Source organism: uncultured Blautia sp., from assembly GCF_902497045.1.
Lineage (GTDB): Bacteria > Bacillota > Clostridia > Lachnospirales > Lachnospiraceae > Blautia_A.
In genome coordinates this window covers 1-18,575 of record NZ_CABVDF010000036.1, presented here as the reverse complement: position 1 = coordinate 18,575, position 18,575 = coordinate 1, and the positions used below count along the sequence as shown (strand labels likewise).

Annotated in this window: 17 protein-coding genes; all 17 read right to left on the bottom strand. The window is 44.0% G+C overall.

Annotated features, from left to right (window positions below; genetic code table 11):
- On the bottom strand, window positions 1–1,693 hold a 1,693-nt coding region (locus RDS42_RS04695; protein WP_308782621.1), incomplete at its 3' end, for a penicillin-binding transpeptidase domain-containing protein.
- A gap of 84 nt (window positions 1,694–1,777) precedes the next feature.
- Complete coding sequence (locus tag RDS42_RS04690; RefSeq protein ID WP_308782620.1) at window positions 1,778–4,027, bottom strand: penicillin-binding transpeptidase domain-containing protein; 2,250 nt, start codon at window positions 4,025–4,027, stop codon at window positions 1,778–1,780.
- 11 nt (window positions 4,028–4,038) lie between these two features.
- On the bottom strand, window positions 4,039–4,611 hold the full coding sequence (locus RDS42_RS04685; RefSeq protein WP_308782619.1) for a hypothetical protein: 573 nt from the start codon (window positions 4,609–4,611) through the stop codon (window positions 4,039–4,041).
- Between the two features lie 36 nt (window positions 4,612–4,647).
- Entirely contained in the window at window positions 4,648–5,592 is a 945-nt protein-coding gene (gene rsmH / locus RDS42_RS04680) for a 16S rRNA (cytosine(1402)-N(4))-methyltransferase RsmH (RefSeq protein WP_308782618.1), read from the bottom strand.
- 38 nt (window positions 5,593–5,630) lie between these two features.
- On the bottom strand, window positions 5,631–6,062 hold the full coding sequence (gene mraZ / locus RDS42_RS04675) for a division/cell wall cluster transcriptional repressor MraZ (RefSeq protein ID WP_308782617.1): 432 nt from the start codon (window positions 6,060–6,062) through the stop codon (window positions 5,631–5,633).
- A gap of 267 nt (window positions 6,063–6,329) precedes the next feature.
- Window positions 6,330–7,529 carry a prolipoprotein diacylglyceryl transferase gene (gene lgt, locus RDS42_RS04670; protein WP_308782616.1) on the bottom strand — a complete coding sequence of 400 codons (1,200 nt, stop codon included), beginning with the start codon at window positions 7,527–7,529 and terminating at the stop codon, window positions 6,330–6,332.
- 13 nt (window positions 7,530–7,542) lie between these two features.
- Complete coding sequence (ychF, locus tag RDS42_RS04665) at window positions 7,543–8,640, bottom strand: redox-regulated ATPase YchF (RefSeq protein ID WP_308782615.1); 1,098 nt, start codon at window positions 8,638–8,640, stop codon at window positions 7,543–7,545.
- Window positions 8,641–8,830: 190 nt separating this feature from the next.
- A complete protein-coding gene (locus tag RDS42_RS04660; protein WP_308782622.1) occupies window positions 8,831–9,490 on the bottom strand; it encodes a thiamine diphosphokinase in 660 nt (219 codons plus the stop codon).
- Window positions 9,491–9,495: 5 nt separating this feature from the next.
- Window positions 9,496–10,170 carry a ribulose-phosphate 3-epimerase gene (gene rpe, locus RDS42_RS04655; protein WP_308782614.1) on the bottom strand — a complete coding sequence of 225 codons (675 nt, stop codon included), beginning with the start codon at window positions 10,168–10,170 and terminating at the stop codon, window positions 9,496–9,498.
- Between the two features lie 4 nt (window positions 10,171–10,174).
- Window positions 10,175–11,053 (bottom strand): ribosome small subunit-dependent GTPase A, encoded by an 879-nt coding sequence (gene rsgA / locus RDS42_RS04650; protein ID WP_308782613.1) that lies wholly within the window; start codon window positions 11,051–11,053, stop codon window positions 10,175–10,177.
- Between the two features lie 3 nt (window positions 11,054–11,056).
- Complete coding sequence (gene pknB, locus RDS42_RS04645; RefSeq protein WP_308782612.1) at window positions 11,057–13,240, bottom strand: Stk1 family PASTA domain-containing Ser/Thr kinase; 2,184 nt, start codon at window positions 13,238–13,240, stop codon at window positions 11,057–11,059.
- Complete coding sequence (locus tag RDS42_RS04640; RefSeq protein ID WP_308782611.1) at window positions 13,234–13,980, bottom strand: Stp1/IreP family PP2C-type Ser/Thr phosphatase; 747 nt, start codon at window positions 13,978–13,980, stop codon at window positions 13,234–13,236. Before RDS42_RS04640 ends, pknB begins: the two co-directional genes overlap by 7 nt.
- Before the next feature lies 1 nt (window position 13,981).
- Window positions 13,982–15,022, bottom strand: coding sequence for a 23S rRNA (adenine(2503)-C(2))-methyltransferase RlmN (gene rlmN, locus RDS42_RS04635; RefSeq protein ID WP_308782610.1), 1,041 nt, complete (start codon window positions 15,020–15,022; stop codon window positions 13,982–13,984).
- 4 nt (window positions 15,023–15,026) lie between these two features.
- Window positions 15,027–16,379: a 16S rRNA (cytosine(967)-C(5))-methyltransferase RsmB gene (gene rsmB / locus RDS42_RS04630; protein WP_308782609.1), complete on the bottom strand. Its 1,353-nt coding sequence runs from the start codon at window positions 16,377–16,379 to the stop codon at window positions 15,027–15,029.
- Entirely contained in the window at window positions 16,372–17,076 is a 705-nt protein-coding gene (locus RDS42_RS04625) for a zinc metallopeptidase (protein ID WP_308782608.1), read from the bottom strand. The genes rsmB and RDS42_RS04625 overlap by 8 nt, the downstream gene beginning before the upstream one ends.
- Before the next feature lie 4 nt (window positions 17,077–17,080).
- Window positions 17,081–18,028, bottom strand: a complete 948-nt coding sequence (fmt, locus tag RDS42_RS04620) for a methionyl-tRNA formyltransferase (protein ID WP_308782607.1) — start codon at window positions 18,026–18,028, stop codon at window positions 17,081–17,083.
- Between the two features lie 5 nt (window positions 18,029–18,033).
- Window positions 18,034–18,510, bottom strand: a complete 477-nt coding sequence (def, locus tag RDS42_RS04615) for a peptide deformylase (protein ID WP_308782606.1) — start codon at window positions 18,508–18,510, stop codon at window positions 18,034–18,036.
- Window positions 18,511–18,575 lie beyond the last annotated feature (65 nt).

The window sequence follows — 18,575 nt, the reverse complement described above, 5'->3', positions numbered from 1 at the left end:
TTTCAAAGATACTCCTGACTACCGGAGCCGCAATAGTCCCTCCATAGTAGATACCTTTTGGATCATGGATAATACACAGTGCCAGCACCCTTGGCTCATCTGCCGGCGCAAATCCAAGAAAGGATGAAATATATCTGTTGGCACTTCTTGGAAGTGTCTGGGATGTAGCTGTTTTCCCTCCAATAGAATATCCAGGCACCGCTGCATTTCGTCCGGAGCCCTGAGAAACCACCGTTTCCAGAATATCTCTTACCTTTTTTGAAACGTCTTCGGATACGATTCCGGTTTTAGAAGAATATGAAAGCTCCTTTACAGAATTTCCGTCTTCGCTCTGAACAGCCACTCCAAAATGAGGGGTAACCCTGTTGCCTCCATTGATCAAAGAGCTGACCGTTGCAGCAAGCTGGATGGGAGTAATCTGAAAAGACTGTCCGAAGGCTACTGTAGCAAGCTCTACATTTCCCATATTCTCCATTTTATGCATGATCGTTCCTGCCTCTCCCGGAAGATCGATCCCTGTTTTTTCCATCAGCCCAAACTGCCGGAAATACTGATAATATTTTTGCACTCCCAGCCTGAGTCCTACTTCAATAAAAACAGGATTGCAGGAATTCTGAGCTCCTTCTACAAAATTCTGGGATCCATGTCCTCTTCGATTTGCGCAGTGGATTCTTCTGTCATCAACCAGCTTATATCCCGGGCAGTAAAAATGATCTTCCAGAGAAACCACTCCCTCCTGAAGCCCTGCTGCCATTGTAATGATCTTAAATGTAGACCCAGGCTCATAGGTATCGTTCAGACAGGGGTTTCTCCACATCTGATTCAGCATTTCCTGAGCTTTCTGAGTACTCATAGAAGAAACGTCTTCTCCTGTATTCAGAACAAAAGGATCGTTCAGATTAAATTCCGGCACATTGACACATGCATAGATTTCTCCATTCTGAGGATTCATCAGGAGAACAGACACTCTTTCCGCCTGTTTTTCTTCCATTACTTTCAGAGCCGCCTGCTGAACAAATTCCTGAATACTGATATCCAGGCTTAGTCTGAGATCATCTCCTTTTTCCGGTTCCACCCGGCTTTCCCCTATTTCATCGATTTCTACTCCTCTTGCGTCTGTAGTAGTCAGTATTTTTCCCGGAGTGCCCCTTAAAACATCCTCATATTCTACTTCCAGTCCGATAATTCCCTGATTGTCTCCTCCTGTAAATCCCAGAACTCTGGATGCCAGTGTATCATATGGATAATATCTTTTATAATCTTCATCTACCTTCACCCCTTCCAGACCTGCTCTTCGTATGATATCTCCTGTCTCTTTGTCTACATTTGTTCTGATTCTTTCAATAGAAGATATTTTTTCCACCTTTTTTCTTATATTCTCTTCCGATATACCCAGCTCTGCCGAAAGCAGTCGTATCACTTTCTCCGGATCTTTTACCTGGCTGTGAATTACTGATACAGTACAGACCGTTTTGTTATCTGCCAGCACTTTTCCATTTGCATCCAGGATCCTTCCTCTGGCCGCCTTGATATCCCGTTCCCTCTCATGCAGTTCCTCTGCCTTTTCATAATAATGATCAGAACGAAAGCCCATCAGCCACACTAATCTCCCCATAAGTCCCACAAGCATCCCTGCACACATAAGAAAGACTACCCATACTTTCTTTTTATGGAATGTCATATTTTTTTTCATAAAAAAGCCCCACAGAGATCATCATAAAAATATATGATGTTTCTCTGCAGGGTATGTCCTTTCTATGACAGGAATCCGAAATTTTTATTCCAGCCCTGCCTCTTCATTGGTAAGCCCTTCGCTTTCCATATTATTTCCGTCTACCGGATCTTCATCACTTTCCGGCGGCGCCGGCGCTGCCGGATTAGATACTGCATCCCCAACTGACTCACCGCTTTCTGCAGAAGGAAGCGTTTCTCCGGAAAAAGTTTCCATATTCTGGGATTTGATGTACTCACCGTTTTCGTCAACTTTTCTCTGGCCCTCTTCATTAAGAAGGTATCCTTCCTCATCTACCCGGTTGCCTTCCATATCAATAAGGTTGCCTTCTGCATCTACAAGATTTCCGGCCTCATCCACGCTTCCTCCGGAAATATCCTCCAGCACTCCCTCAAAGCCTTCCCACAGCTCTGTTTCCGGAACAGCTCCATTTTCGGCCTCATCCGGCTCAATATTCATATAAGGAAGAAGTTCCGACAGAATACCCTGGGCAATATACTGAGGATATTTACTGTCTGCCTGGTTTTCTGCATTTGGTTCGTCAACTACCACATACAGTACAAGCTGCGGCTCCTCCACCGGAGCAAACGTAATAAAGGAAACCAGATATTTGCCATTTCCTCGGGGAAGCTTCTCTGCTGTACCTGTCTTTCCGCCGGAACTGTATCCCTGAACTTTTGACGTACGGCTGGTACCTTCCGTAACACTGGCTGCCATATAAGACCGAATATCTGCAGATATATCTGAGGAAATCGTCTGCTTTAAAAGAATCGGATCAATAGTTTTCACCGTACTTCCGCTTCCATCCTGGATTTCTTTTACCAGATGAGGCTGATAGTAGTAACCTCCGTTGATAACAGAACACATCGCATTAATTTCCTGGATCATCGTACAGGTAATTCCCTGTCCAAAAGCTGAACAGGCAAGTTCCGTTGCCCCCATTGTCTCTGCCGTATGAATAATACCGTATCCTTCATTCGGAAGGTCAATACCGGTGCGGCTGCCAAAGTTAAAAAGACTCTGTGCTTTAATAAATTCATCCGCACCCATCGCCGCTGCAATCGCCATCATACCGTCATTGCATGAATTGGCGATCACATGTGTCAGATCCTGTTCCCCGTGAGCATCCGGATATACTGCACATTTGATAAACGGATCTCCATTGGCTCCAAAAGCCTCTCCTCCATCGCACAAAAAGGTATCTGTTTCAGAAATACCGCCTTTTTCAAGTGCACCTGCTACAACAATGGGTTTGATTACCGATCCCGGCTCATAGGCATCTGTGACACAGAAGTTATTCCACATATCATTCAGCGCCTGCACTGTTTCCGTATCATTCATCGCCTTGATCTCTTCCTCAGAATAAATGCTGGAAAGATCCCTAGGATTATTCAGATCGTAACGGTCACCGGCATCCATAGCAAGAATTTCTCCTGTATTTGGATCTTCTATGATAACGCCGATATCCTTGGCTCCCATTTTTTTCTTAAATCCGTTTACATATTTTTCAACGATCTGCTGCATTCCCACATCTATGGTAGTCACGATGCTTTTGCCGTCAACAGGCTCTATAATAGTCTGTTCCACATCCGAATCACTGTTAAAGTATCCGTACTGACGGCCGTCAGCCCCCATAAGTGTACTGTTGTAATAACTTTCCAGCCCCACATCTGCAACATCTCTGGCAAGTGTAAAACCAATCGCATCACAGGCAAGACTGTTAAATGGATAGCTTCTGAGATAATCCTCCTCAAACCATACGCCTTTTACATTAGAACGTTCTTTTATTTCTGATTCTGAAAGATCACTGTCCTCGTCCACAGTACAATATTTCTCAAATTCCTTTTTATCATCCATAGAAAGCTTTTTTATAAGAATCTGATACTGGCTGCTGCTTGTTTTTTCATCAGAAAGAAGGGAGCGGACTTTCTCCTCTTCTACTCCCAGTATCTTGTTCAGAGCTCTGATGGTAGGTTCCGCATAATCTTCATCAGAGTTTACCGTTTTACAATCCAGTATCACATTGTATACTTTATTGCTGGTCGCAAGGATATTTCCGTTCCTGTCATAAATATTTCCGCGTTTTGCCGGAAGAACATTACTAGCATATTTCTGCTGAGCCTGAGTCAGAACCTGTTTTTTATATTTATTTCCGCTGGTGGCATTGATATATGTAATCCTTCCCAACAAACAAACTAAAGCCAGCAGCACTGCACCAAACAGTCCTGCCAGCTTTCCTCTCATCTGATGATTTATTTTACGCTGTGGCTTTTTTCTCCTCCTGCTGTTTCCCAAATTCTCACCTCTTACTTACTGCGGGGAATATCCTGATACTGTCTTACATAACTGTTGTTAGACATACTGTAGGTTTTCTTCTGATCATCCCGGGGATAATTCATCCCCAGACGGCCGATGGCGATCTTCTTGATCCTGTTCAGGTCCACATCAGAATTCACCTGACTTTCATAGGCATCATTTTCTTCCCGAAGCTCACTTAACTCTGTTTCAAGAGCTGCTACTGTTTTGATCCGGCCGGTAACATCTGCCCTTAGCTGAAGGTAATATACACAGAAAAACAGGACTGCAACTGAGACCACTGTAAGAAATACAACGTATCCCCGCCCCATGCTCATTGCCTTTCTGCGGTTTCTCTGCGTTGTTCTGCTGACCTCTCTTGCACGACCTGACGCTTTTGCAGAAGCTGCACTCCGAGAACTTTTTCTTTTTTTGTTCTGTGCAGGTCTCCCGGAAGAATATCTTCTGTCAGGAATTTCCTGCAGTCTTCTTACAGCATTTCCATCTACATACACATTCTGAATGCTTCTGGCATTTTCTCTGCTTCTTCTGTCTGTCACTGCTCTGTTTGTCCTGTCCATCATCTATCACTAACTTTCTTTCACTTTCAAAACCATTGCCTACTGCTGCAGCCTGCGCTCAAAAATACGCAGTTTTGCACTTTTGGATCTGGAATTCTCTTCCAGTTCCTGTTCTCCGGGCAGGATCGGTTTTCGTGTGATCACCTTTCCTTTTGACTTCTTTCCGCAGACACATACAGGAAAATCAGGCGGACAGGTACAGGGATTTTCGTTTTTACGGAAAATCGTCTTTACGATCCTGTCTTCCAGCGAATGGAATGTGATCACACAGATGCGCCCTCCGTCGCCCAGCATATCGATCATCCCGTCCAGAGATTCCCGAAGAACATCCAGTTCCCGGTTCAGCTCAATGCGGACAGCCTGAAACGTCCTTTTTGCAGGATGACCACCTGCAGCCTGTATCTTCATAGGTATGGCACGACGTATGATCTCTGTCAGTTCTCCTGTTGTGCGTACAGGTTTTTCCTGTCTTGCCGCAACAATATGTTTCGCAATATTCTTTGCAAATTTATCTTCACCGTAATCACGAATGATACGGTACAGTTCTTTTTCTTCGTAACCATTGATGATGTCTGCCGCTGTTCTGCTCTGTCTCTGATCCATGCGCATGTCAAGAGGCGCGTCTGCCCTATAAGTGAAGCCGCGCTCTTCATTGTCAAGCTGATAGGAGGAAACTCCCAGATCCAGCACTATTCCGTCTACCTGATGGATACCAAGGTTCTTCAATTCATCTACCATGTAACAATAATTGCTGCGAATGATCGTCACCCTGTCTTTATAGGCAGCCAACCTTTCACTCGCAGCAACTATTGCATCCTGGTCCTGATCTATGCCAATAAATCTCCCCTTGGCAGAAAGTCTCCGGCACACCTCAGAGGCATGCCCTGCACCTCCCAGAGTTCCATCCACGTAGATTCCGTCAGGTTTTACCCTTAAACCCTCGATGGTTTCTTCCAGTAATACAGATTTGTGTTTAAATTCCATATCCGTCTCCTGTGTTGGATTTCTTTCCAGCGTAATGCTTAAATAATGATACCCATTTTCTGCATGCCTTCTGCAATGCTTTCCATATCATCATAACAGCAGTTTTCGCTCCACTTTTCTCTGCTCCATATTTCAACCTTATTCAGATTGCCGGTAATGACTACTTCTTTTTCCAGACCAGCAAATTCCCGAAGTGCCTGAGGCACAAGAATTCTCCCCTGCTTGTCCAGTTCACACATAGTCGCTCCCGCAACAAAGAAACGTGAGAAGGTTCTTGCTTCTTTACTTGTAAGTGGTAAGGCTCTGAGCTTTTCTTCAAAGGCTTTCCATTCATCCATAGGATAAACTGAAAGACAACCATCCAGTCCCTTTGTCAGTACAAACTCCTCTCCCAGAAGTTCCCTGAATTTAGCAGGAATGATCAGACGCCCCTTCGCATCAATTGTATGGTTGTATTCTCCCATGAACATGTAACTCACCTACTCTCGGAAAGTACGATTCTCCCCTTCGTACTTTTCAGCAGAAATGGACAGGTCTGCCATGTTCCTTCCATTCGCTACCACTTTTCACCACTTTCTACCACTTATGCAACCATTCTACCCTATTTATGTGGAAAATACAAGTGGGAATCTCAGGTTTTTTCGTTCAGGATTAAAAACAAACAAGGGAAACCTGCGGCCTGATGCTGCAAATTTCCCCTGCGTCCTTATATTATTTCTGTTTTTTCTATTAATTCATCAAGCTTTCTGCTCATCTTCAGACACTTGGGAAGATCCTCCCGATTCTGTATCATCCCATTGAGCTTCCTGCGGCAGCGGTGTATCTTCCTCTTTAGCTTCTTCCTGCTGCTCCTTTTTCTTTCCTCCATCTGTTCCGGATTCCATTTCTTTTTCAGTTTTCTCATCTGTTTCTGCATGTTCAGAACCCTCGTTTTCTTCGGTCTTGTCCTTTCTGTCAGGCAGATCTGTCCCCAGAAATTCATGAGAAACATCTTCATAGGTATGGATTTCATCATAATTCAATCCTGACCTTTTGTCACCGGATTCATAGTCCTCTTTTCTTCGCCTTCTGTATTTCTCCCGTTTTTTCGAAAGACTCCTGCGAACAGCTGCGGTAATCCATAGAATCACTGCTGTAAATATATATACTGTCGGCAGTACAGGTATCTCTGTTTTCGGAATCATAAATCCGGCAGGGCTGAGCCATTCCATCACAGCAGCTCCAAGAAAATATCCTGCCAGATATCTGAGAAGAATCTCTCCTGCATATTTTTTTCTGCGGGTATAAGAAAGCAGAACCACAAATAAAAGCAGGAACCACAAACTTTCATAAAGAAACAACGGATGAACCTGAATATATGAGATCCCCTCTGCCTCTGCCAGATGCGACTGCATCAGAGAGGTGATCTGGCTTTTATCTACAGCAGCGGCAGGAATCTGCATTGCAAACAAGGTATCTGTATATTCGCCAAAAGATTCCCGGTTAAAGAAGTTTCCCCATATTCCTATTATCTGCGTGATCAGAAGTCCCATACTGGCAGTATCTGCCAGCCGCATAAAGGAAACTTTGCGGATATGGCAGTAAACTGCCCCAAAAAGCATTCCGCCCAGAAGTCCTCCCAAAAAACTCATTCCACCACTGGTAATATCCAGAAATTGCGAAATTGTTTTTCCTGCAAACAGTTCCCAGTGAAGCATTATATACAGGAGCCGTGCTCCGATCACACCTCCGATCAGAGAAGGAATCATCATTTCCAGACACAGGTTTGGATCCTCTTTTTTTCTTTTTGCATGAAGGATCATATAAACCAGTGCTGTCAGCATTCCCAGCGTGATCAGCATTCCATAAAAAGTAATCTCAATTCCAAAAAGAGAGACGGAACGGCCCACATATCTGAAATCTATATCCAGATTTGGAAATCGAATTGATGTATTCATAAAAACACCTTTATCATACATTGAAACGGAACAGGATCACATCGCCGTCCTGAACCACATATTCCTTACCTTCCATTCGTACAAGACCTTTTTCTCTAGCACCTGCATAAGATCCGCAGTCCAGGAGATCTTTATAATTTACAACCTCAGCCTTAATAAATCCACGTTCAAAATCCGTATGGATCTTTCCTGCTGCCTGAGGAGCCTTTGTACCAATCTTAATGGTCCAGGCTCTTGTTTCATCTTCTCCTGAAGTGAGGAAGCTCATAAGCCCAAGAAGACTGTAGCTTGCACGCACAAGCTTCTCAAGACCGGATTCTGTCAGTCCCAGGTCTTCCAGAAACATTTTTTTCTCATCATCATCCAGCTGGGAGATTTCCTCCTCAATCTCTGCACAGATTACAAAAACCTCACTTTTCTGCTGGCCGGCATATTCCTTCACAGCCTGTACATGAGGATTGGATGCTGCATCATCTGCAAGTTCATCTTCCGCTACATTAGCTGCATAGATCACCGGTTTCCAGGTAAGAAGATTATAAGTTCCCATCCATGCTTCTTCATCCTCTGTTTCCATTTCCATGGTGATGGCCATTTTTCCCTCTTCCAGATGTGCCTTTACTTTCTGGAGGAACTCAAGTTCTTTTGCAGCTTCTTTATCCATTCTGGCAGTCTTTGTCACCTTGGCGATCCTTCTCTCCAGGATTTCCAGATCAGAAAATACAAGCTCCAGATTGATCGTCTCGATATCACGAAGAGGATCAATACTTCCATCTACATGGATCACATTAGGATCTTCAAAGCAGCGCACTACATGAACAATTGCATCCACCTCACGGATATTGGCAAGAAACTGGTTTCCCAGACCTTCACCCTTTGATGCTCCTTTTACAAGTCCGGCAATATCTACAAACTCGATCACTGCGGGAGTCACCTTTTTTGAATGATAAAACTCTCCCAGGAGATTCAGTCTCTCATCCGGTACTGTAACAATTCCCACATTCGGGTCAATGGTACAGAAAGGATAGTTTGCGGACTCTGCTCCCGCTTTTGTCAAAGAATTAAAAAGTGTACTCTTGCCCACATTCGGCAGTCCTACGATACCAAGCTTCATTTTCTCTATTTCCTCCTATAAATCCTGTGGTTTCTTTTATCTGCAATATGTCCTGCATCTTGAACAGGCATAAATCTGCTCTTAATACAGTATCTTATATTGTACCATACCATTTCGGCTTTGTGAATATTCAGCTTCCATTTCAGCTTAAAATTCTTTTTTATTCGTCTGAAACAGCCATTCTTTTCTATCAGTCTTTTGTCATAAGCATCAAAAGGATCCCTTTATCGAATTCTATGCTGGCTTCTTCCTGGGCAATCTCATTACTTACAGTCAGTCCACTGTCTGAGGCGGTCAGATAATGACGGTCCAAAGGATATTTAAAGCCTTTTAAAGTCAGTCCCGGCACATCCCCGTTCAGCGAAAAAAAGGACACATATTTGCCGAACTGCTCTGATTTTTTCAGTATAGTTCCGCTTTTGACCAATTTCATATAGTTCCATGGATCTGCCAGAATAATCTCTGTTCCTCTTTCCGCACCTAATACCAGAAGGCCAAAATTGGCAAGCAGATGATCGATCCTTTTTCCTGTTGCTCCCAGCACAAAAATCTGTTCGGCGCCTCTGTCCATGGCAAAGCACACCGCAGACTGAGTATCAGAATCATCTTTCTCCGGCTTCAGTCTTATGATTTCCGTATCCGAAAGCATTTTCAGATATTCCATTCCTTCTGAAGAAAGGCTGTCAAAATCTCCTATGGCTGCATCTGGAATTAAACCAGTATTTCTAAAAAATTCCAGACCTCTGTCTGCAGCAATCCTCCAGGTGTCTTCTGTTGTATTTTTTTTCAAAAAATCGAGGGCAAAATCTGTATCGATATTGCCCCCGCTTACAATAACTGCATTTTTCATATGTTTCACTGAATATCCTCTTGAATATGTTCCATTCTCTTCTTAATGTTCCGCACATTAGATTTAAGATCTCCATTGAACACATAAGAACCTGCAACCAGAAGATTTGCTCCTGCTCTCATAACGGTCTCCATGGTCTCATCATTGATTCCGCCGTCAACCTGAATGTCTACATCCAAATCTTCTTTTTCGATCAGCTCACGGAGCTCACAAATCTTCTCTGTACAATCATCAATGTACTTCTGTCCTCCGAATCCCGGCTGAACTGTCATGACCAGCACCATATCTACATCATCAAGCAGATGACTGATATCATTAACCGGAGTTGCCGGCTTAATGGAAATGCCAACCTTCACTCCTGCATCACGGATCAGTTCAATGGCACGTTCCAGATCTTCACATGCTTCCGCATGTACTGTAATAGAATCTGCGCCGCAATCTACAAAATCCTGAATATAGCGTTCCGGAGCAGACACCATAAGATGTACATCAAAAAACATGTTGGATTCTTTTCTGATAGAACGGATCACCGGCATTCCAAATGAAATGCTTGGAACAAAATCCCCATCCATTACATCAATATGAAGCCATTTAACTCCTTCATTCTCCAAAGTCTGTATCTGCTGGCCCAGTCGATTAAAATCTGCTGACAAAATCGAGGGACATAAATGATAGTCCATGTGATTAATATCTCCTTTTCTCTTTCAATTCTTCATATAAACTCAAGTAATCTTCATATCTTAATCTGCTGATTTCTTCAGCTTCAAGAGCTTCTTTTACCCGACATCCCGGCTCATGGATATGTCGGCATCCCAAAAACCGGCACTGTCCATCATATTTCCGAAATTCCGGAAAATAATCTTTAAGCTCCTGTTCTTCCATATCTGTAAGATACAGAGAAGAAAATCCCGGCGTATCCATAAGATATGTGTGTTCCCCTATGGGAATTACCTGTGAATGGCGCGTGGTATGTTTTCCGCGCTTTAATTTTCTGCTGATCTCTCCGGTTTCCATCCTGACTTCCTTCTGAAGAAGATTTGTCAAAGATGATTTCCCTACACCGGACGGGCCGGCAACCACTGTTGTCTTTCCTTTCAGAATGCTTCTTATTTCTTCTATTCCTTCGCTATGAAGCGCGCTGGAAAGAAGCACCTGATATCCACATCCTTTATAAGTATCATAAAGTTCTCTGACTTCTTTTTCTTCTGCCAGATCTTTCTTGTTAAAACAGATCACAGCAGGTACTCCTGCCTGTTCCATCATGATCAGGAACCTGTCAAGAAGCATAAAATTCGGTTTCGGATCCTCCATTGCAAAGATCACAAATGCCTGATCCACATTGGCCACAGCCGGACGGATCAGGGAATTTTTTCTGGGCAGTATCTTTACCAGATTCCCTTCTTTTTTTTCCTGATCCAGCACTGTGATCTCTACATTATCTCCTACCAGCGGCTTCTGGTTCTCCTTCCGGAAAATTCCCTTTGCTCTGCATTCATAAACCTCTCCGTCTTCTCCATGTACATAATAGAAGCCGGCGATGCCTTTTATGATCTTACCTTCCATAGGTTATTGTGCCTTTTCAAAAGTAAGAGGATAAGAACCAAGCTGCTGGTATTCTCCATTGACCATTTCATAAACACAAAGAGTTCCCTGGCTTACTCCCGGTACTCCTGTGATGTCAAGCTTGTACGGGAAGGTAAGCGCCTGTCCCTCGGATACGGTTGTTGCCTGTGATACACCGGCATTATCCTGTATCAGTTCCAGACGAAGCGCTCCTCCATTATATCCCTGAGGAGTATTCAGACTTTGTGTGCATTTCCACACCTCGCCATTTGCAGCTGCCTGCTGCTGTGCTGCATTTGAAACGCTCTCTGTTTGTGCTGAGCTGTCCGCTTCTGATTCAGATGGCTGGCTGCTGCCGCTTATAACAAGGCTGATCGGCTGATCCGGATCTGCCGCCTCACCAGCCTCCAAACTCTGAGAAATAACCTGTCCTTCCGGTACGTCTGTACTCTGTTCCTTTGTGATCTGGATATCCATCCATTTTCCCAGCAGAGTTACTGCCTCCTCTTCTGTCTTTCCGACTACATCCGGAACAAGAGCACTGTCCCCGCGGTCAAGTCCACGGCTGACAGTCATTGTGATCGTATCTCCTGCCTTTACGACTGTGCCTTCTTCCGGAAAGATTGCAATTACGTATCCCGGTTCTACTACAGGGTAATCTGTACCGTCATCTTCACTATATTCTTTCTGAACGTTTATACTCAGGCCTTTTTCTTCCAGAGATTTCTGGATCGCATAAGCAGTCTGTCCCTCTACAGAAGGAATGGTGACTTCTTCCTGGCCTTTACTGATATAATATCTTAATGTAGTATAGGCTTCCACCTGGGTTCCTGCCGGAATATCCTGCGATGAGATACGTCCCTTTTCCTGAGTAGACGCTTCCTCGCCTACCATCTGAGTACCGATCTGAAGGCCGTCCATAAGCGCCTTTGCCTCTGTCTCTGTTTTGCCGACAAGATCCGGAACTGTTACCATGGCATCTTTATTGTTGTCTGCAGTCTGCTGCTGTACCTGTCCGTTTTCTTCTTTTTTATCAAAAACACCTGTCTTTTTCACCACGAAGAAAATAACGCCGGCAAGTACTACAGCTCCTACCAGAAAACCTAAAATCGTAATGATCCTGCTCTGGGATTTGCGTTTTTTCTTTTTTCTTTCCCTGGCAGCTGCCCGTCTGCGCTGATATTCTTCTTCATCATCACCGTCATCGTAATCAGTCTCGTACTCTTCATCCTCAAGCTGAGCCACTTCCGGTTTTCTCTGAGCAGAACGGTTTTTCTGGGTATGTTTGATCTCTCCCAGTTCTTCATCGGAGATCACAACTGTCTTGGCATCTGTATCCACATCGCTGTGTTTTACAAAATCACCCTGGGGATCAATAAGAGAATGCTTCAGGTCTGCAATCACATCTTCCATTTTTTCATATCTGCGCCCTACACTCTTCTGGGTACATTTAAAAATAATCTGTTCCAGACTATATGGAAGATTCTCTGTATAAACACTTGGCGGAACCATTTCCTCCTGAAGATGTTTAATGGCAATGGCAACTGTTGTATCACCGTCAAATGGAACTCTTCCTGTTACCATCTCATACAAAGTGATACCAAGGGAATAAATATCAGACTTTTCGTCACTATATCCGCCCCGTACCTGTTCCGGAGAGCTGTAATGAACAGATCCCATTACATTTGAACTGATCGTATTAGATGACGCAGCTCTTGCAATACCAAAATCTGTTACTTTTACCTTTCCGTCTGTAGAAATAATAATATTCTGCGGTTTCACATCACGATGGACAATTCCATGATTATGTGCCGCTTCCAGTCCCATAGAAACCTGGATTGCAATACTGGTCGCTTCTTTAATGGAAAGTTTTCCTTTTTTGGCAATATATTCTTTCAGAGTGATTCCTTCGATCAGCTCCATAACAATATAATAAACGCCTTCATCATCGCCTACATCGAATACATTGACAATATTCGGATGTGTCAGTCCGGCTGCTGCCTGTGCCTCGCTTCGGAATTTGCGGATAAAAGTCTTATCCTCTCTGAATTCCGGTTTCAGCACTTTTACCGCTACAAAACGGTTCAGCTTATGATCTTTTGCTTTGTACACATCAGCCATGCCGCCTGTGCCAATTTTCCCTAAAACTTCATAGCGTTCTGCTATGATCATTCCTGCTTTCAACATTTGTCCACCTCATTTGTGAATGGTTCTACTAATACTACTGCAATATTATCCTTACCGCCATTCCGGTTCGCTTCTCCCAGAAGCGTTTCACCTTTCTGCGGCAGATCTTTTGTTTCATCCAATATGATCTCCTGGATCTTACTGTCCTCCACCATATTACTAAGACCATCCGAACACATCAAAATGGTACTTTCCGGTTCCAGTTTCAGGTCAAAGAAATCAATATCAACGATCCTCTCTGCCCCCAGTGCTCTGGTGATAATATTTTTGTCCGGATGATTTCTCGCTTCTTCCGGCTTAATCTCGCCCATACGGACCATTTCCTGCACCAGAGAATGATCTTTTGTGATCTGATGTATCTGTCCCTGTATCAGGTACAGACGACTGTCCCCTACATTTGCCACATATGCATAATGTCCCACAATGGTTGCTACTACAATAGTAGTTCCCATTCCTCTGAGGTCTTCCTCCTCCTGCGCACGGCTTAAAATCTCCGTGTTGGCAGTTTCTATGGCATGACGGATCACCTTAACAGGGTTGAAATCCGCATCTTTCCGAATCTCGTTCACCAATATCTGAACTGCATGGGAAGATGCAAAATCTCCCGCGTTATGACCGCCCATTCCATCAGCAACGACAAACAGATTGGGAAGATTTCCTACCGGATCTTTGGACACGAACACATAGTCCTGGTTCATTTTCCGCTTCTGCCCCACATCCGTAGCTGAATATACCCTCATGTCACTTCTCGCTTTCTGTTTTTTCCATATATCTTTTTCTTAGCTGCCCACAGGCACCGTCTATGTCGCTGCCCATTTCTCTTCTAATAGTACCATTAATTCCACATTTTTCAAGATTTATTTTAAAGTTCTCCACTGCCTGACGTGTAGAACGTATAAAAGAACGCTCTTTAACCGGATTTACAGGAATCAGATTTACATGACAGTTCAGCCCCCTGAGCCGTGATGCAAGTTCCCGGGCATTTTCCGGACTGTCATTGACACCGGCTACCAGACTGTACTCAAAAGTAATTCTTCGTCCTGTTTTTTCAAAATAATTCCTGCAGGCTTCCAGCAGTTCATCCATACTATATTTGTTCGCAATAGGCATCAGTTCCCGGCGTTTTTCATCATTTGGGGCATGAAGAGAAACGGCCAGTGTCATCTGAAGTTTTTCTTCTGCAAGCTCGTACAGTTTCGGTACAAGACCGCAGGTAGAAACTGTCAGATTTCTCTGGCTGATATGGATTCCGCCTTCTTCTGTAAGAATATGGATAAACCTCAGAAGATTGTCATAATTATCCAGTGGTTCTCCGGATCCCATAACTACTACATTAGAAACCCTCTCCCCTGTGGAGGCCTGGATCCGATATATCTGATCCAGCATCTCAGAGGGCAGAAGATTTCTGGCCAGACCGCCTATGGTCGATGCACAAAACCTGCATCCCATGCGGCAGCCTGCCTGTGAGGAAATACAAACTGAATTCCCATGCTTGTATTTCATAAGCACACTTTCGATCATATTTCCATCACTGAGCCGAAACAGATACTTTCTGGTACCATCAATTTTGGAAATCTGAACATCCACTGTTTCCAGTGCTGTGATGGGATAATCTGCCAGTTTCTGTTTCAGTCCTTTTGGAAGATTTGTCATCTCATCCCAGGATACTGCCAGATGCTCATGAAGCCAGCTGTAGATCTGTTTTGCACGAAAGGGTTTTTCTCCTATTTCTTCCATCAAAGTTTTCAGCTCATCTATGGTCATTGATTTAATATCTGTCATCTGTTTACTTCCTTCTGAATCTTGCAATAAAAAATCCGTCTGTTCCATGTACTCCGGGCAAAAGCTGCAGATAGCCCAGACCTGTTGTCTCTGATCTCAGTTCTTCCGGTATATATGGATCGATACTTTCTAATTTAAAAGGATGATTATTCATAAACCACATCATATTCTCTTCATTTTCTTCCTTTGCGATCGTGCATGTGCTGAAGATCAGGACGCCTCTTGGCTTCACATATTCAGCTGCTTTATCAAGGATGTTTCTCTGAAGGATCACCAGTTCTTCCTGTTTCTGAGGTGTTGATCTGTATTTTATCTCTGGTTTTTTTCCTATTACGCCATAACCGGAGCAGGGAACATCTGCCAGAACAATATCCGCCTGACACTCGGAATCCACATCAAAAACCGTTGCATCCTTTACTTTGGCCTGTACATTGATGGAGCCTGTTCTGTGAATATTTTCTTCGATCAGTCCCACCTTATACTGACTGACATCTCTTGCATCTACAGTTCCAAAGCCTTCCATCTTATCTCCAATATGGAGGCTTTTTCCTCCCGGTGCTGCACAGAGGTCGATCACATAATCTCCTTTAGAAGGTGCTGCGATCTCGGCAACCAGCATGGAACTTACATCCTGAACCGTAATTTTTCCCTCTATAAAAGCATCCAGAGCAAGAATATGATTAAAGCCTGAAATTTTCTTTGCATAAGGAAGGTAAGGCGCATCTTCCACCTTCACACCCTGAGAACGGAGGCTTTCGCAAATATCCTCCACTGAATTCAAATATGTACGGCAGCGGACAGTTAATGGTTTTTCCTCCAGAAAATCTCTCAAGATCTTTTCTGTTGTCTCTTCTCCATATATCTCCATCCACCGCAGGATCAGCGGCTCCGGCATAGAATATCTCACAGAAAGATATCTGACCAGATCTTTTTCTCTTGACGGCAGTTCCAGCTGATCCTTATTTCTCGCAATCGCCCTCAGCACTCCGTTCACAAAAGGTTTCAGATTATAAAATCCTTTCTTCTGTGCCAGTTTCACTGCCTCGTTGCATACTGCGCTGTCCGGTACACGATCCATAAATTTCATCTGGTATACCGCGCTTCTAAGTATTTCCCGAATAGGCGGCTTCATCTTGTCCACCGTAATCTTAGAAAAAGAATCGATCATATAATCAATATAAATCCTGTACTCCAGAGTTCCCTCACATACTCTTGTTACAAAAGCTCTTTCCTGCTTAGGCAGAAACTGATATTTGGACAAGGCATTTCTCACAGCAATATGGCTGTGCTCGCCTTCCTCATTAATCTGGAGAAGGATCTCCAGAATCATTTCTCTTGTGTTGATACCGCTAGTCATCGTTTCTTCTTCCTCCTGCAAGTATCAAAAGTCTCAGAAGCTGCAGAATCGATCCGGCAAGCGCTGCCACATAAGTCATCGCTGCTGCAGTCAGAACCTTTCTCGCTCCCTTGTTTTCATCTCTTCCCAGGATTCCTGTTGTTTCCAGCATATGAAGTGCTCTGGATGATGCGTTGATCTCCACCGGGAGCGTTACCAGCTGAAACAGCACAGCTAAAGAAAAAAGAACGATTCCGGCTGTGATCAGCGGTCTTGCACTCATAACAAGCCCCAGAAAGAAAATCGGCCATGACAAAGTACTTCCCAGATTTGCCGCCGGAACAATCGCACTTCTGATCTCCAGCGGAGCATAGTGGATTGCATGCTGAATAGCATGGCCGCATTCATGCGCCGCAACTCCGACAGCCGCCAGAGAGGTCTGTCCGTAAATATCCTGTGAAAGATTTACTGTTTTGGTCCTTGGATCATAATGATCTGTAAGACTTCCGGGAACAGCCCTTACCTGAACGTCTGTGATTCCGGCTGCCTGAAGGATCCTTCTCGCCGCCTGTTCTCCGGTAAGCCCGGAAGCGCTCCTGACGGTTCTGTACTTTGCAAACGTACTTCTAAGCTTTGCAGAAGCCAACAATGAGAGAAGCATTCCCAGAATCAATAATATATATGTTCTGTCAAAACCATAAAATCCATATCCGTACATTCTGTCACTCCTTATGATCTTTCAGCATTGTTCCTGTTTCGATAGGATATCCGCGAAGAAAAGCAGCTGCATCCATACGTTTTTTTCCTTCAAGCTGTATTTCTTTCAGTATAAGACTGTCCTGTCCGCAGGTTACATGGATTCCTTCTTTATCTGTTCCTGTAACTGTGCCCGGCTCTTCATGTCCGGAGACCTTCTGTTCTACTGCTGCTTTCCATACCTTTAAGGATTTTCCATTAAGGAAAGTATATGCACTTGGCCATGGATCCATACCTCTGATAAGACGCTCCAGCTCTTCTGCATTTTTATGGAAGTCAAGAAGTCCCATCTGTTTTGTGATCATTCCTGCATAGGGTGTGGGACTTACCTCCGGCTGCGGCTCATAAACTGCTGTTCTGTCAAAAATAGAAGGAAGCGTTTTTACGAGAAGTCCTGCTCCCAGATCTGCAAGCCTGTCAAAAAGGCTGCCGCCTGTCTCATCTTTTGTCAGTAAAACGGATGCCTGTGAAATCATATCTCCTGTATCAAGACCAGTCCCCATTTTCATGATCGTAATTCCCGCTGCTTCATCCCCATTGATCACAGCCTGCTGAATAGGAGCTGCTCCTCTGTATTTAGGAAGGAGAGATGCGTGAATATTGATACAGCCAAATTCCGGCATATCCAGGATCTCTTTGGGAATGATCTGCCCAAAAGCTGCCACAATAATGATATCTGGTCCAATTTCTTTTAAAGTTTCTACAAATTCCGGTTCCCGGACTTTCTTGGGCTGATAAACAGGAATTCCATGTTTCAGCGCCTCTTCTTTAACCGGAGTCGGGACAAGCGTTTTTCCTCTCCCCTTTGGTTTATCCGGCTGTGTGACCACGCCAGCCACTTCATATCCTGCATCCACCAGGGCTGCAAGAGCCGGAACTGCAAAGTCCGGTGTTCCCATATAAACAATTTTCATTTTTCTTATACCTCGTCATCATCATATACAGTTCTGTGAAGCTCTCCCTCTACCAGATCTGTATACATTTTTCCATCCAGATGGTCAATTTCATGGCAGAAAGCTCTTGCGAGAAGTTCTGTCCCTTCATAGATCACTTCTTCCATGTTCTCATCCAGAGCTTTCACCTTTACATAATTTGGTCTTGTTACCTGTCCTGCCATTCCAGGAACACTAAGACAGCCTTCATCTCCGGTCTGCTCTCCGGAAGTTTCCAGAATTTCAGGATTGATCAATACGATAGGTCCGTCGCCTACATCAATGGTCACAAGTCTTTTTAAAATTCCCACCTGAGGAGCAGCCAATCCCACTCCCATAGATTCATACATAGTGTCCAGCATGTCAAAGATCAGTGTACGGAGCTTCTGATTCATCTCTGTAACTGGTCTGCTGACCTTTCTTAATACAGGATCTCCCTCAGTTCTTATTGTTCTCAGTGCCATAATTTTTCTCCTTTTTTATGTAGTTATCATTGGTAATCAAACATAATATATAATTTCCGGAAACC